Below are 14,092 nucleotides of genomic sequence, written 5' to 3' on the forward strand. Positions count from 1 at the left end.
GGATGGCCATGCGATGTTTTGTGCATTTCGGCTTGGCGGGACATAACAAAATCACGGGGCAGGGTCAAATGAAGTCACTTTTACACTGCAACACCGGCTGACCATGCGGATTTATCGCAACAATTCAGGTACTTCCGGGGAAATGTTTCGCGACTTTTCCATCCAAATCCAACGGACGGTGCTTAATCAGCCCAAACTTTTCGAGGCGGGTGCGAACTTCTTGGTCGGCGCCACTGATTTCATCATAGAAAGCCCGCAGGCCGTGAGCCCCATCTTCTTCTTCGATCCAGCTCAGCAATTCATTCATGTTCATCCCGCCTTGTTCGCGCGGAACATTGGGTGACATGCCTGGCTGATACGAGCCCTTTTCGAACCGGAACTGATAATGGGCTAGCCAATGATCCCAGTCAGGTGCATGACGGTGGCATAGATCAACCTGGGGCAGCTCGACCTTGGTCGGGAGGATTTCGCCATCCTGAAACAGATTGTGAATCCGGAAATTGATCTTAGGTAAGCCTTTGCGAACAAACAGTTTACCCTGAACATGGCTGAGGAATCCAGCAAGAACAAATCCGCCAAAATTCGGATATAGTGCCTGAACGATCCCATCACGGCCCTGACCAGCGGGGATATAGGCTTTGTACAGGTCTTCGGTTCCGCCCACGGGCTCGATCGGACGAACGCGCACCGCTGGTATATGTTGCGGAATCTCCGCTAATATCACGCCAAGGTCGGATTGCGGCCAGAGGAACTCGTCCAGATCAATATGGGCAAGCCAGTCGACCTCAGCCTTTCTGTAAGTAAAGCTGGCATTTGCGGTTTGCCGGACCTGATGTTTGTCGGGCCTCTCGCGCTTTCGGTTCGACCAGTACCCTTCGTCGCAGTTGCGTATTTCGATCCGTGGGTGGCGGTTCAGGGCGTTGAACGCAGCCGGGCAGGGCTCGTCCAGATACAGATACATCCGGTCGGCCCCGAGATCGAGGTGATAGGCCGCAAACCGAAGTATGTCCGGGGCCGAGCCCCGGATCGTTGATACAATGCCCCAGCTTGGGACATTATCCGGCATATGAAGCTCGTGACCCTGTCACGCCATCATCTCTTTGGTGGCGGTCAGGTTCAGGTCGGGATAGTCCCGCACGACCCGGTCAATGTCCCACTGCAGGCGAGTCAAATAGACGATGTCGCCGTCATGATCATGAGCGATGTGCTGCTTGTTGGCATTGACGAATTTCTCGACCTCAACCTTTTCACCACTGACCCAGCGGGCGGAGGTGAACTGAGACGCCTCGAACCGTACCGGCAGGCCGTATTCCATCTCAATCCGGCTGGCCAGAACCTCGAATTGCAGCGCGCCAACGACGCCGACGATAAAGCCCGATCCGATCGACGGTTTGAACACCTTGGCCGCGCCTTCCTCGGCGAATTGCATCAGGGCTTTTTCCAGATGCTTGGCTTTCATCGGATCGCCTGGTCGCACGGTTTGCAGCAGTTCCGGCGCAAAGGAAGGGATGCCGGTTACCCGGATCGCTTCGCCCTCGGTCAGCGTGTCGCCGATGCGCAGCTGGCCGTGGTTTGGGATGCCGATGATGTCTCCGGCCCAGGCCTCTTCGGCCAGTTCCCGGTCGGATGCAAGAAACAGCACAGGGTTCGAGATTGCCATCGGCTTTTTCGATCGAACATGGGTCAGCTTCATGCCGCGTTTGAAATGGCCCGAGGCCATGCGCACAAATGCCACCCGGTCGCGGTGCTTGGGGTCCATATTGGCCTGAACCTTGAAGACGAACCCAGAGACTTTCTTTTCTTCTGGCGCGATCTGACGGGGTTCCGCGGACTGTACCTGCGGCTGTGGACCATAGGCGCCGATGCCTTCCATCAGTTCCTTGACGCCGAACGAATTGATCGCCGAGCCGAACCAGATCGGGGTCATGTGGCCTTCCAATACCGCTTGGGGGTCAAGCGCGGGCAGCAATTCGCGCGCCATCTCGACCTCTTCCAGGAACTTTTCCAACAGGTGCTCGGGCACGTGTTCGGCCAGTTTCGGGTCGTCCAGCCCATTGATTTCGATGCTTTCGGCCACCTTGTTGCGGTCGGCGCGGTCCATCAGTTCCAACCGATCGCGCAGCATGTCATAGCAGCCGATGAAATCGCGGCCCACGCCGATGGGCCACGCAGCAGGGGTGACGTCGATCGCCAGCATTTCCTGAATTTCGTCGATGATCTCGAACGTATCGCGGCTTTCGCGGTCCATCTTGTTACAGAATGTCAGGATCGGCAGATCACGCAGGCGGCAGACCTCGAAAAGCTTCTGCGTCTGGCTTTCCACGCCTTTCGCGCCGTCGATTACCATCACGGCGGCGTCCACTGCGGTCAGCGTGCGATAGGTATCTTCCGAGAAATCGCTGTGGCCGGGCGTGTCCACCAGATTGAACCGGAAGTTTCCATAGTCGAAGGACATGGCCGAGGCCGAGACCGAGATCCCGCGATCCTTCTCCATCTGCATGAAATCCGAACGTGTCCGCCGTGCCTCACCCTTGGCGCGTACCTGACCGGCCATCTGGATGGCGCCGCCATACAGCAGGAACTTTTCCGTCAGGGTCGTCTTGCCCGCATCCGGGTGCGAGATGATGGCAAATGTCCGGCGCCGGGCGATCTCGGGCGGCAAGGTGGGTTGGTTCGTGGCGGTATCAAGCATAGTCGCGCGTATAGGCGGGGAATTCTGCCGAAGCAAGACAAAGAGGCTGGTTCGAATCGTCTGCCTGTGGCAATAAGAACATATAGTGAACAAATAATGGAGAGGATCAATGAATTTGAAAGAAATCGCCGATGAGCTGGTGGCGGGATGCCGGGAAAACCGGGCCAAGGCCAATCTGGATAAGCTGTATGCGGCAGATGCCGTTTCGGTTGAGGCCGTCGATGCATCCGGTATGGGACGCGAGGCGCATGGGCGCGACGCGATCCGTGGCAAGCACGATTGGTGGGAGAGTTCGACCGAAGTGACGGGCGGAAACGTCAGTGACCCGATGGTGCATGGCGAAGACCGTTTTGCCGTGATCTTTGAGGTGCAGGGCAAGTTCAAGGAAAGCGGTGAGAGCTTCGATATGCGCGAAGTTGCGCTGTATCACGTCGCGGATGGCAAGATCGTCCGGGAAGAGTTCTTCTACTAACCCCTTGTCATCAATCTGTCTTCCCTATCTGCTGGGTGCAAGACATGCGGATAATCACAGATGGGTAGGAACAGATGGATCTGGGAATAGGTGGAAAGCGCGCGCTGGTCTGTGCCAGCAGCAAAGGTTTGGGTCTGGGCTGCGCCGAGGCTCTGGCGGCGGCTGGTGTGAATCTGGTGATGAACGCGCGAGGGGCCGACGCGTTAGAGGCTGAAGCCGCGCGTTTGCGTTCGGAATTTAGTGTCGATGTGCAGAGTGTTGCGTGTGATGTGACCTCGGAGGAGGGGCAGGCGCAAGTGATCGCTGCCGCGCAGGGCGTTGATATTCTTGTGACAAATGCTGGCGGTCCGCCTCCGGGCCTGTGGTCGGATTGGCAGCGCGAGGACTTCATCAAGGCGTTGGATGCCAACATGCTGACCCCGATTGCCTTCATGAAGGCCCTGTTGCCCGGCATGATGGATAAGGGCTGGGGCCGGGTGGTGAACATCACCTCGCAATCCGTACGGGCGCCGATTGCCGTTCTTGGCCTGTCTAATGCGGCACGGACCGGGCTAACCGGATATGTGGCCGGAACGTCCAGGCAGGTCGCACCGCATGGTGTGACAATCAATAACCTGTTGCCGGGGATACATGCGACGGATCGAGCGGATTCTCTGGACGGTGGTGTGGCTGCGCAGCAAGGCATTTCCGTTGACGAGGCACGCGCGCAGCGTGAGGCAACCATCCCCACGCGCCGCTATGGCTCGCGGCAGGAGTTTGGGGCAACCTGCGCGTTTCTGTGTTCGCAGCATGCGGGCTTTATCGTCGGCCAGAACATCCTGTTGGATGGTGGCGCGACCAATCTGACGATGTGACCATGGCGCAAGGGTTTTCACTGAAGGATCAGTTGTTTAATGCAGAAAAGACCGGCTATCTGGCGGGGCTTTTTGCCGAGGCTGATCCAGGGTTCAATGCACAGGCGTTTCAAACGCAGGTGATGTCACGCCTTCTCGAGCTTGAGTTGAAAGAGCGGATGGCGTGGATCGCCGAATGCCTGCAGCAACAGGTTCCGGGTGAGCTGCCAACTGTCGCTCCGACCCTTTTACGGGCCTTGCCGCCGCCGCTGGATCCGAACAAGACCGACGACGATTTTGGCGATTTCATCTTTGCGCCGCTGGGGGATTGGGTCGTGAATGTCGGCCTTGATCACCCCGACCTCGCGCTGGACGTGCTGGCTGAACTGACGCAGAGGTTTTCGATGGAATGGGCCATTCGCCCCTTTCTCAATCGCCACCCCGAACATGTCATGGAGCGGCTGGAGAATTGGTGCGGACATGACAGCTATCACGTGCGGCGTCTGGTGTCCGAAGGAACCCGCCCGCGTTTGCCATGGGGGCAGGCGGTGGGGCTGGAATTAACAGATCCGCTGCCTCTGCTGGATCGGCTGCATCAGGACCAAACGCGCTATGTGACGCGGTCGGTGGCCAACCATCTGAACGACATCTCCAAAAAAGACCCGGATCTGGTACTGGACCGCCTGCAGGGCTGGTCTCGTTCACAGCGTCAAGACGCGGACGAGCTGCGGTGGATGACCTCTCATACCCTGCGCGGTCTGGTTAAGGCCGGGCACCCACGCGCGATGAAGATGCTGGGATATGACCCTGATGCCGATATACAGGTCTCGGTCACGGTAAATGGGCAGGCAAAGATTGGCGGCGCGCTTGAGTTTGATGTTTCATTGGCTGGTGAGGCGAACCAACCCGTTTTGATTGATTATATCATCCATTTCAAACGACCTGGCGGCAAAAAATCGGCCAAAGTTCACAAGCTGAAACAGGCCGCGCTAAGGAATGGAAACCTGACCTTGAGCAAAAAGCACAAGCTCAAAGGCGATGCGACCACGTTCAGGCTTGTTCCCGGCGCACATCTTCTGGAGATTCAGGTGAATGGCCGGGTGCGCGCGGATCTGGATTTTGAGCTGCTGGACTAGCTCAACCTTTCGTCAGATTGCTCGGCTTTTGATTGCACGGTGCGCGGTGCTGGGTTAGCTCAACATCAGTCAGATCAGGGGATGACAGCGATGAAGCATGAATCGGTGCAGAATTATTATGGCGAGGTCCTGCAAAGCAGCGCGGACCTGCAGACCAACGCGTGTTGTACGCCCGACGATATGCCGGATCATCTGAAAAAAATCCTCGCCAAGGTCCATGATGACGTGCTGACCCGCTATTACGGCTGCGGGCTGATCGCGCCGCTGGATCTGGAAGGGATGAGCATCCTCGATCTTGGCTGTGGCGCGGGTCGGGATGTATACGCCCTGTCTGCTATGGTAGGTGAGAAAGGCCGTGTGGTGGGCGTTGATATGACACCCGAGCAGTTGGATATCGCTCGCGCGCATCAGGAATATCACGCCGAAACCTTTGGGTATGCCCAAAGCAACGTGGAATTCCATCACGGCTACATCGAAAAGCTGGATGAACTGGACTTAAAGGCGGGGTCTTTCGATATCATCGTTTCGAACTGCGTGATCAACCTGGCCACCGATAAGGAGGCCGTTCTGCGCGGCGCGCATCGCCTGCTTAAGGACGGCGGAGAGATGTATTTCTCGGACGTTTATGCGGATCGTCGCGTACCGCAGGCAATGGCCGAGGATGAGGTTCTGTATGGCGAGTGTCTGTCCGGTGCGCTGTACTGGAATGATTTTCTGTCGATGTCTCGCAAAGCCGGTTTCGGCGACCCGCGTCGAGTCACGCACCGCTCCTTGACCATCGAAAACCCGGTTCTTGAGGACCGCGTGGCACCGCTCAAATTCCTGTCAGCCACCTATCGTCTGTTCAAGTTACCTGCGTTGGAACCCGCCTGCGAAGATTATGGTCAGGCCGTGATCTATAAGGGCACTGTGCCCAATGCGGCGCACATATTTGAGCTGGATGACCACCACGCAATCGCGACGGGTAAGGTGTTTCCGGTGTGCGGCAACACATGGATGATGCTCAAAGACACGCGGTTTGCGCGGCATTTCGAGTTCCTCGGTGATTTCTCAACCCATTACGGCATCTTCGAAGGCTGCGGTGGTGAAAGCCCATTTGAGGCGACCGGGCAGGCCGAAACGGGCGGCTGCTGCTGATCCCTTGCACCCAAAGGGAGGGGTTGCTATCCCCGCCCAAGCCCGATTGATTTGATCGGGTAAGGCTACGGGGTCCATCGGTGACAGTAAACGCAACTCCTCCGCGTCTGGAAATTCGCAATCTGGTCGCCCGGTACGAAGGTCGGGTGGTTGTTGATGACGTCTCGCTGACCGTGCAGGCGGGGCAGGTGACATGCCTGTTGGGGCCGTCAGGGTGCGGCAAGTCGACGACGCTGCGGATGATTGCCGGTGTCGAGATGCAAGAGACAGGCCAGATCTATGTCGATGGCAAGCTGATCTGCGATACGGTGTTCCGTGTCCCGCCTGAGCGGCGCGAGATTGGCCTGATGTTTCAGGACTTTGCCCTGTTCCCGCATCTTAGCGTAGCTGACAATGTTGCCTTTGGCCTGAAGGGTAGCAAAGATGAAAAACGCGCACGCGTGGATGAGTTGCTGGCCAAAGTCGACCTGATGCGGTTCGCAGACAGCTTTCCACATCACTTGTCGGGCGGTGAGCAACAGCGGGTGGCTCTGGCGCGCGCATTGGCCCCACGCCCCCGGATCATGTTGATGGATGAGCCGTTTTCGGGGCTCGATAACCGGTTACGCGATGGAATTCGGGACGAAACTCTGGCGATCCTCAAGGAAGAGGACGCCGCAGTCCTGTTGGTTACCCATGAACCCGAAGAGGCAATGCGTATGGCCGATGAGATCGCCCTGATGCGCCGTGGCAGAATCGTTCAACAGGGTGCGCCTTACAACGTCTACACCCGTCCTGCGGACAAAGCTGCAGTTGCATTCTTTAGCGATATAAATGTGTTAGGCGCGCAAGTTAACGGAGCTTTGGCCGATACGCCATTTGGTCAGTTTCTTGCTCCGGGTGTGCCGGATGGAACGAATGTTGAGATTGTATTTCGGCCTCAGCACGTCCGTTTGGATTTTGATCGCAATGGCAAAGGTCCACTGCCGACACCGACGGACGGGGTAGCCGCGCGTGGTGTGGTCGAACGGGCGCGTTTTCTGGGCAACGAAAGCTTGATTGAATTCCGTATGGACTATGATGATTCAATCTTGAAAGCGACCGTTCCCAACGTGTTTGTCCCGCAAGCGGGGCGGGTCATGTGGCTGACCATTCGCCGCGATCGGTGCTTTGTATTCCCCAAATAGGGTCTAAAACTTCAGTTTAGGCGCAAGTGGTGCGTGAAAGCCTCAGATTGCGCCTGCGGGTTGCTTGCCGCAGTGCGGGGCTGGGTCTATCAAGGAAAAAACGCTGCGGTGGATGGGGCATATGCGTATTCTTCTAACGAATGATGACGGTATCAATGCGCCGGGACTTATCGCACTCGAGGCGATTGCTGCCGATCTGGCCGGACCGGATGGTGAAGTCTGGGTCGTTGCGCCCGCTTTCGAGCAATCCGGCGTGGGGCATTGCATCAGCTACACGCACCCGATGATGGTTGCCAAGCTGGGAGAACGCCGTTTTGCTGCGGAAGGATCACCAGCTGATTGTGTCTTGGCCGGTTTGCACGATGTGATGAAGGACGCACCACCCGACCTGATATTATCTGGTGTTAATCGTGGGAACAACTCGGCCGAGAATACGCTGTATTCTGGCACAGTCGGGGGCGCGATGGAGGCGGCCCTGCAGGGGGTTCCGGCTATTGCCCTGTCTCAATATCTCGGTCCGCGCAATTTGGGGCTGGATGACCCGTTCGAATCCGCGACCCGATTTGGTGCCGAGCTGGTTCGTAAGATACTGGGGGCGACGCCGGCAGAACAAGGCGATTACCGTTTGTTTTACAACGTCAATTTCCCCCCAGTGCCTGCGGATGAAGTACTGGGCACCCGGATCGCCCCTCAGGGTTATCGGCGTGACACACATTTCTCGGTCGAGCCGCACAGCTCACCTTCGGGGCGGCGGTTTCTGTGGATCAAGGGCGGGTATCAACACAACCCGACTGCACCTGGGACGGATGCTGCCGTCAATCTGGCAGGCTATATCTCGGTCACACCAATGCGTGCGGATCTGACCGCGCATGACGCGCTGGAAGCGTTAAAGTCGATCGAATGAGCGGACTGGACCCTGAAACAACCATGCAGTTCCTGTTTGCCCTGCGCTCGCGCGGAGTGACGGATGCTCGCGTGCTGGCAGCAATGGAGCAGATTGATCGCGGCAGATTTGTCAAAGGCCTGTTTGCAGAACGCGCCTATGAGGATACGCCGCTGCCGATTGCGTGCGGCCAGACGATCAGCCAACCGTCTGTCGTTGGGCTGATGACGCAGGCGCTGGAAGTACGTCCGCGTGATACCGTGCTCGAGATCGGGACCGGATCGGGCTATCAGGCCGCGATCCTGTCGAAACTGGCACGCCGGGTATACACGGTCGAGCGTCATAAGCGACTTGTGCGCGAAACCGGCCAGTTGTTCCGTGATTTGGGGCTGACAAATGTGACGGCAATGTTGTCGGATGGTTCGTTTGGTTTGCCCGAGCAAGCCCCGTTTGATCGTATCATCGTGACTGCAGCTGCCGAGGACCCGCCCGGGCCGCTCTTGGCGCAGCTCAAAATCGGCGGTATCATGGTCTTGCCGGTGGGGCAGTCGGATACGGTCCAGACATTGATCAGGGTCCGGCGCACCGAATCCGGTTTGGACTATGACGAATTGTTGCCTGTCCGTTTTGTGCCCTTGTTAGAAGGGCTTGGGAAGGATGGAGCTTAAGGGAATATTCTGCAAAATGCGCCGGAACCCCGATGAACAGGGGCAGGTGTCGAGGACAATAAAATGAGAGCAGTTTCCAAATCAGCAATGCGCCGCTGTGCGTTAGGAGTGACTAGCCTTGCAATCCTGGCTGGGTGCGAAGGGCCGCTGGATTATGATCTTCGCGGACAGGTAGGCGGTTTTTCCACCGCCGAAGCAGCACAGTCGGCTACGACCAACCGGCCCGCACCGGATGCCAGGGGTGTCATCACATATCCGACCTATCAAGTGGCGATTGCTCGCCGTGGCGACACTGTCAGAGACTTGGCCGCAAGGGTTGGTTTGCCTGAAGGAGAGCTGGCGCGTTTCAATGGTCTAATGCCTACCGATTCCTTGCGCGAGGGCGAAGTTGTGGCACTGCCCCAGACGGTCGGTTCCGCAAGCTCTGTCGATATTGCGACGATAGCTGGTACGGCAATCGACGAGGCCCCCGCAAATGGCTCGGTCCGTACATCAACGCTTGAGCCCGCAAAACCTGCGGCGGCACCGGCACCAACCGGTCCCGAACCGATCCGCCACAAGGTGAAACGTGGTGAAACGGCATTTACAATTTCACGCCTCTATGACGTTCCCGTTGAGGCGCTGTCAGACTGGAATGGATTGGATTCCGATTTTACCGTCCGCGAAGGCCAGTTCCTTCTGATCCCGGTGAAAAGCCAATCCGCACCGCGCAAAGCTGCTGTGCCTGCAACGAATGTGACACAGCCCGGCCAGGGGTCTCCGACACCGACGCCGCCCAGTGCTACGCAGCCTTTGCCTGACGAAACCATTTCCCCGGCCACTCCGGCGCCTGATGTGACCGCCGAGGCACCAACAAACCAAAGCAATTCGGCGCTTGGGCTTCCTGTGAACGGTACGATTATCCGCACATATCAAAAGGGAAAGAACGAGGGGATCGACATCGCAGCGGCTGCAGGATCGCCTGTAATGGCGGCAGAGGCGGGAACTGTTGCGGCGATCACTGCTGATGCAGATCAGGTTCCGATCATCGTTGTTAAACACAACAGTGATCTGCTGACCGTCTATGCCAATGTGGCAGATATCTCGGTCAAGAAAGGGGATCGCGTGCGACGAGGGCAGAAGATTGCCTTGCTGCGGAGCGGGGACAACGCCTATGTCCATTTCGAAGTGCGCAAAGGCTTCGAATCTGTAGATCCAGAGCCCTATCTGAAATGATAAGAATGGCCCCGTCAGGGCCATGCCGCTGGCTGGGATAATCCCAACCCGATGACGGCAGGGTTAAGCGTATGGGTCGTAATCGCTCAGACGCTTTCCCGGCTCGTCTGCAAAAATCTCGGGCAGGGGAAGGACGGTTTCGATCAGGTCAATTCGGAAGACCCGGAAACCATCGCGGAGTTCACACCAGGAAGTCAGCGTCCAGACTCGTCCCCAATACTCCATATGCAATGGCCGAATGGTGCGCTCGGTCAGCACGCCGTCGATCCTGCGGTAACTCAGACGTAATTTTTGTCGTGATTTGATGGCGGCGCGGATCGGGGCCATATGCGCCAGCCCGCGTGCGGCATCGGCAAAGGGGTAGACCGCAAATTTCCAGCTGTCAGCCTCGGAAATCACCTGGGTCGGCAGCACGGCGTCGATCTTTTCAGCCAAAGACTCGGCGGCGGTTTTCAAGTCGGGGTCGGCGGCCTCGGCCACGATTGCCATGCCAAGGTTCAGCGCTTCCAGTTCGGCCGGGGTCAAATTCAGCGGGGGCAGGGTGATCTGCTCACGCACCATATAACCCACGCCGCGCTCACCTTCGACCGGAACGCCCGAGGCGGCCAACGTATCCATGTCGCGATAGATCGTGCGGACCGACACCTCGAGCCGATCCGCAATGTCCTGCGCACGGTGCAGTTTGCCGTCGCGCAGGATCTGGATGATGTCGAACAGACGGTCAGTGCGGCGCATGACACGCCGTTCTGACCGCGATCAGGCGGTCATGTTCCATAGCACGTTCTCGTGGCGCATCTGCATGCCTTCGGGGTTGATCGCTGCGATCAGTGCGGGCGCAAAACCCTGCTGCGGGAACTGCGCAGCTGCGTCCTGTGCGGCCTTCATATCGGTCCAGATCACGTAGTCAGTCCAGCGCCCGTCTTCGCCTTGACTGAGTTGACGATGGGCAAACCCCGGAGCTGCGCGTACAAAGGCTTCGGACGCTTGGCTGAGTTTTACGAACTCTTCCGGGGTTGTCCCGTTGGCGAGGGTGAAGGTGACGATTTCTGCAACATGGGTCATGTGAATCTCCGTTGACCAGGTTTCGATACCGCCTACCTAGCCCCTATCAACTGACACAAACCTGTCAGTTGATCAATCCGAGGCCGTAAAAAACATCGGATCGGATCGAATTTGAACGCAGATTTGAACCAACTCACTTTTGCAGGCGGGCCAGCGGGCGTAGACACGGACCCAGATCACATTTCCGGCGTACGGCGCCGACGTTATAGGAGAAGAGAGATGCTCAACAATATTGGCCTTCCCGGCATTCTGCTGATCGCAGTTGTGGTTCTGGTGCTATTCGGCCGTGGCAAAATCAGCTCGTTGATGGGCGAAGTGGGCAAAGGCATTACGTCATTCAAGAAAGGCGTCAAAGAAGGCGCAGAGGAACTGGATCAGGACGCATCCGAACTGGCCAAGGACGTCACGCCCGAGACCGACAAAGACAAGGTCTGATCCGGTATGTTTGATCTGGGCTGGACCGAGCTTCTGGTCATCGGCGTCGTTGCCCTGATCGTTGTGGGGCCAAAGGATCTGCCGGTTTTGTTCCGTAATGTTGGTCGTTTTGTCGGCAAGGCCCGTGGCATGGCGCGCGAATTCAGCAGTGCCATGAACGAGGCGGCGGATCAGGCCGGTGTAAATGACATCAAAAAAGGTCTCAACGCGGCCACTAACCCTGTAGGCAGCGCCATGGATGGTGTGAAAGAAGCCGCGCAGGACCTGGCCAAAAGTATCGACCCCACCAAGTTCGACCCCGATAGCGAGACCGGTAAGCTGGCCGCCGAACGGGCCGAGCAGGCCAAGAAGATCCAGGCCTCGACCGCACGTGCTGCGGCTGAGCGTAAGGCGAAAGAAGCCGCCAAAGCGATGGCCAAGGCTGAAGAGGCCGAAGCCGCGCTGAAAACCGAAGGCAAATCATGACCGACACAGACGAGATCGAAGACAGCTCGGCCCCATTGATCGAGCATCTGGCGGAACTGCGCACCCGGCTGATCCGCGCGGTCATTGCCTTTGTAATAGGCATTGTCTTGGCCTTTACGGTCGCGGAACCGATCCTGCAATTCCTGGTCCAACCAATCGAGGCAACGCTGCGCGATCTGGGCGATCCGTCTCCGACTTTGCAATATACCTCGCCACAGGAATATCTGTTTACGCTGTTCCGAATTTCGATGGTGTTTGGCTTTGCGCTGGCCTTCCCGGTGATTTCCTATCAGTTGTGGCGCTTTGTGGCACCTGGTCTGTACAGGTCTGAGAAGGGCGCTTTCCTGCCATTCCTGGTCGCCTCGCCGTTCATGTTCCTGCTTGGGGCATCATTTGCACAATTCGTGGTAACGCCGCTGGCCATGCAGTTCTTTTTGGGCTTTGCGGATGTCAGTTCGATTTTCGCCAATCTGTTGTCGGCGACTACCGGAGATGTTCCGGAAGAGATCGTGGTTGTGCCCGAAACCACCGAGGGCGTGAAGATCACGTTCTTCGGCAAGGTGAATGAATCGCTGGATATCACGCTGAAATTCATCCTTGCCTTTGGTCTGTGTTTCCAACTGCCTGTGCTGCTGACCTTGATGGGTAAGGCCGGACTTGTCAGCGCCGAGGGTTTGGGCAGTGTCCGAAAATACGCCATGGTAGGTATTCTGGTGCTTGCTGCCCTTGTGACACCGCCAGACGTGATCACTCAGATCATCCTGTTTGTCGTGGTCTATGGCCTCTATGAGGTGTCGATTTTCCTTGTCGCCCGAGTTGAGAGAAAGCGCGAGGCCGAGCTGCGCGCAGAAGGATACTATGACGACGAAGAAGAGGCTGATGCCGATATCATCCACGAAGAAGACGGCAAATAAAGCTGCGATCAAGCAATGAACAGGCGCGCCCAGCCCGGCGCGCCTTTTTCATGCGCCGCTCTTGTCGCGCCGGGCGGAACATGGTTTGAGACCCTCCAAACACGACCGGAGGCCCCAATGGATACACAAGCCCTGAACCGTATTGCCGACGCGCTGGATCGTATGGCCCCGGCGCCTTTGGCCGCGCCCGATTTTGCCGCAGCTCCGGCTTTTGTCTGGCATGTCGAACCCGACCGCCTGGAACCGGTTAAGCAGGTCAATCGGGTCGATTTGGATCTCTTGGTGGGTATCAACCGGTCTCGCGATACACTTTTGGACAATACACGCCGCTTTGCCGCTGGATTTAAGGCCAACAATGCACTGCTCTGGGGTGCGCGCGGTATGGGCAAATCCAGCCTTGTCAAAGCGGTCCACGGCACCCTGCAGAACGAACATCCCGATCTGAAACTGGTTGAGCTGCAGCGCGAGGATATGGGCTCGGTCGCGCGTCTGCTGAACCATCTACGCGCCGCGCCGCATCGGTTCATCCTGTATTGTGATGACCTGTCCTTCAGCCACGATGATCAGCACTACAAATCGCTCAAGGCAGTGCTGGACGGTGGCATCGAAGGTCGCCCGGAAAATGTGGTGTTCTACGCCACCTCAAACCGCCGCCACCTGATGCCGCGGGATATGATCGAAAATGAACGTTCCAGCGCCATCAACCCGTCTGAGGCCGTAGAAGAGAAGGTCTCACTGTCGGACCGGTTCGGGCTATGGCTGGGTTTCCATCCTTGCGATCAGGACGAATACCTTGCCATGATCGACCGCTATTGTGCTTCTTACGGCGTCTCGGTCGACGCAAACACCCTGCGCGCCGAAGCGATCGAATGGCAGGCCACACGTGGTGCGCGCTCGGGCCGTGTGGCATGGCAATTCTTCGTCGATCTGGCCGGAAGAAACGGTGTTCACATCGCGTAATCCGCCGGCTTCATCTGGCTAAAAATACCTCCGCCGGAGGCATGGCCCAATGGG

At 57.6% G+C, this 14,092-nt stretch carries 16 protein-coding genes; 12 read left to right on the plus strand and 4 right to left on the minus strand.

The genetic code is table 11. The annotated features are described in order from the left end of the window. Window positions 1–124: 124 nt before the first annotated feature. Window positions 125–1,066: a glycosyltransferase family 2 protein gene (locus FN806_RS01810; protein WP_142633446.1), complete on the minus strand. Its 942-nt coding sequence runs from the start codon at window positions 1,064–1,066 to the stop codon at window positions 125–127. An 18-nt stretch (window positions 1,067–1,084) separates the two neighbouring features. Next, entirely contained in the window at window positions 1,085–2,692 is a 1,608-nt protein-coding gene (locus FN806_RS01815; RefSeq protein ID WP_142633448.1) for a peptide chain release factor 3, read from the minus strand. 109 nt (window positions 2,693–2,801) lie between these two features. On the opposite strand from FN806_RS01815, the gene FN806_RS01820 reads away from it, so the two are divergent. The 8 genes from FN806_RS01820 to FN806_RS01855 all read left to right on the plus strand — a co-directional run bounded on the left by FN806_RS01820 (window position 2,802) and on the right by FN806_RS01855 (window position 10,202). Further along, window positions 2,802–3,164, plus strand: coding sequence for a nuclear transport factor 2 family protein (locus tag FN806_RS01820; RefSeq protein WP_142633450.1), 363 nt, complete (start codon window positions 2,802–2,804; stop codon window positions 3,162–3,164). A gap of 74 nt (window positions 3,165–3,238) precedes the next feature. Beyond that, window positions 3,239–4,018 carry an SDR family oxidoreductase gene (locus FN806_RS01825; RefSeq protein WP_142633452.1) on the plus strand — a complete coding sequence of 260 codons (780 nt, stop codon included), beginning with the start codon at window positions 3,239–3,241 and terminating at the stop codon, window positions 4,016–4,018. Window positions 4,019–4,020: 2 nt separating this feature from the next. After that, entirely contained in the window at window positions 4,021–5,133 is a 1,113-nt protein-coding gene (locus FN806_RS01830) for a DNA alkylation repair protein (protein ID WP_142635108.1), read from the plus strand. A gap of 90 nt (window positions 5,134–5,223) precedes the next feature. Continuing rightward, a complete protein-coding gene (locus FN806_RS01835) occupies window positions 5,224–6,270 on the plus strand; it encodes a methyltransferase domain-containing protein (protein ID WP_142633454.1) in 1,047 nt (348 codons plus the stop codon). An 80-nt stretch (window positions 6,271–6,350) separates the two neighbouring features. Continuing rightward, a complete protein-coding gene (locus FN806_RS01840) occupies window positions 6,351–7,436 on the plus strand; it encodes an ABC transporter ATP-binding protein (protein WP_185956606.1) in 1,086 nt (361 codons plus the stop codon). A 121-nt stretch (window positions 7,437–7,557) separates the two neighbouring features. Then, entirely contained in the window at window positions 7,558–8,340 is a 783-nt protein-coding gene (gene surE / locus FN806_RS01845) for a 5'/3'-nucleotidase SurE (protein ID WP_142633456.1), read from the plus strand. Beyond that, window positions 8,337–8,987: a protein-L-isoaspartate(D-aspartate) O-methyltransferase gene (locus tag FN806_RS01850; RefSeq protein ID WP_142633458.1), complete on the plus strand. Its 651-nt coding sequence runs from the start codon at window positions 8,337–8,339 to the stop codon at window positions 8,985–8,987. The genes surE and FN806_RS01850 overlap by 4 nt, the downstream gene beginning before the upstream one ends. 63 nt (window positions 8,988–9,050) lie before the next feature. Then, the gene (locus FN806_RS01855) at window positions 9,051–10,202 is read left to right on the plus strand and encodes a M23 family metallopeptidase (protein ID WP_142633460.1); all 1,152 of its coding nucleotides are present in this window, start codon (window positions 9,051–9,053) and stop codon (window positions 10,200–10,202) included. 63 nt (window positions 10,203–10,265) lie between these two features. Here the strand turns inward: FN806_RS01855 and FN806_RS01860 are convergent, their stop codons facing one another. Then, complete coding sequence (locus FN806_RS01860; RefSeq protein ID WP_142633463.1) at window positions 10,266–10,937, minus strand: helix-turn-helix transcriptional regulator; 672 nt, start codon at window positions 10,935–10,937, stop codon at window positions 10,266–10,268. Between the two features lie 21 nt (window positions 10,938–10,958). Further along, the gene (locus FN806_RS01865) at window positions 10,959–11,264 is read right to left on the minus strand and encodes a hypothetical protein (protein WP_142633465.1); all 306 of its coding nucleotides are present in this window, start codon (window positions 11,262–11,264) and stop codon (window positions 10,959–10,961) included. 219 nt (window positions 11,265–11,483) lie between these two features. Between FN806_RS01865 and FN806_RS01870 the strand changes: the two genes are divergently transcribed. The 4 genes from FN806_RS01870 (at window position 11,484) to FN806_RS01885 (ending at window position 14,038) form a co-directional block, all read left to right on the plus strand. Continuing rightward, window positions 11,484–11,699 carry a twin-arginine translocase TatA/TatE family subunit gene (locus FN806_RS01870; RefSeq protein ID WP_142633467.1) on the plus strand — a complete coding sequence of 72 codons (216 nt, stop codon included), beginning with the start codon at window positions 11,484–11,486 and terminating at the stop codon, window positions 11,697–11,699. Window positions 11,700–11,705: 6 nt separating this feature from the next. Then, the gene (tatB, locus tag FN806_RS01875) at window positions 11,706–12,164 is read left to right on the plus strand and encodes a Sec-independent protein translocase protein TatB (protein WP_142633469.1); all 459 of its coding nucleotides are present in this window, start codon (window positions 11,706–11,708) and stop codon (window positions 12,162–12,164) included. Beyond that, on the plus strand, window positions 12,161–13,078 hold the full coding sequence (tatC, locus tag FN806_RS01880; RefSeq protein WP_142633471.1) for a twin-arginine translocase subunit TatC: 918 nt from the start codon (window positions 12,161–12,163) through the stop codon (window positions 13,076–13,078). Before tatB ends, tatC begins: the two co-directional genes overlap by 4 nt. Window positions 13,079–13,195: 117 nt before the next feature. Further along, a complete protein-coding gene (locus tag FN806_RS01885; protein WP_142633473.1) occupies window positions 13,196–14,038 on the plus strand; it encodes an ATP-binding protein in 843 nt (280 codons plus the stop codon). Window positions 14,039–14,092: the final 54 nt, after the last annotated feature.

It is taken from the genome of Ruegeria faecimaris (assembly GCF_900182615.1).
GTDB lineage: Bacteria > Pseudomonadota > Alphaproteobacteria > Rhodobacterales > Rhodobacteraceae > Ruegeria > Ruegeria faecimaris.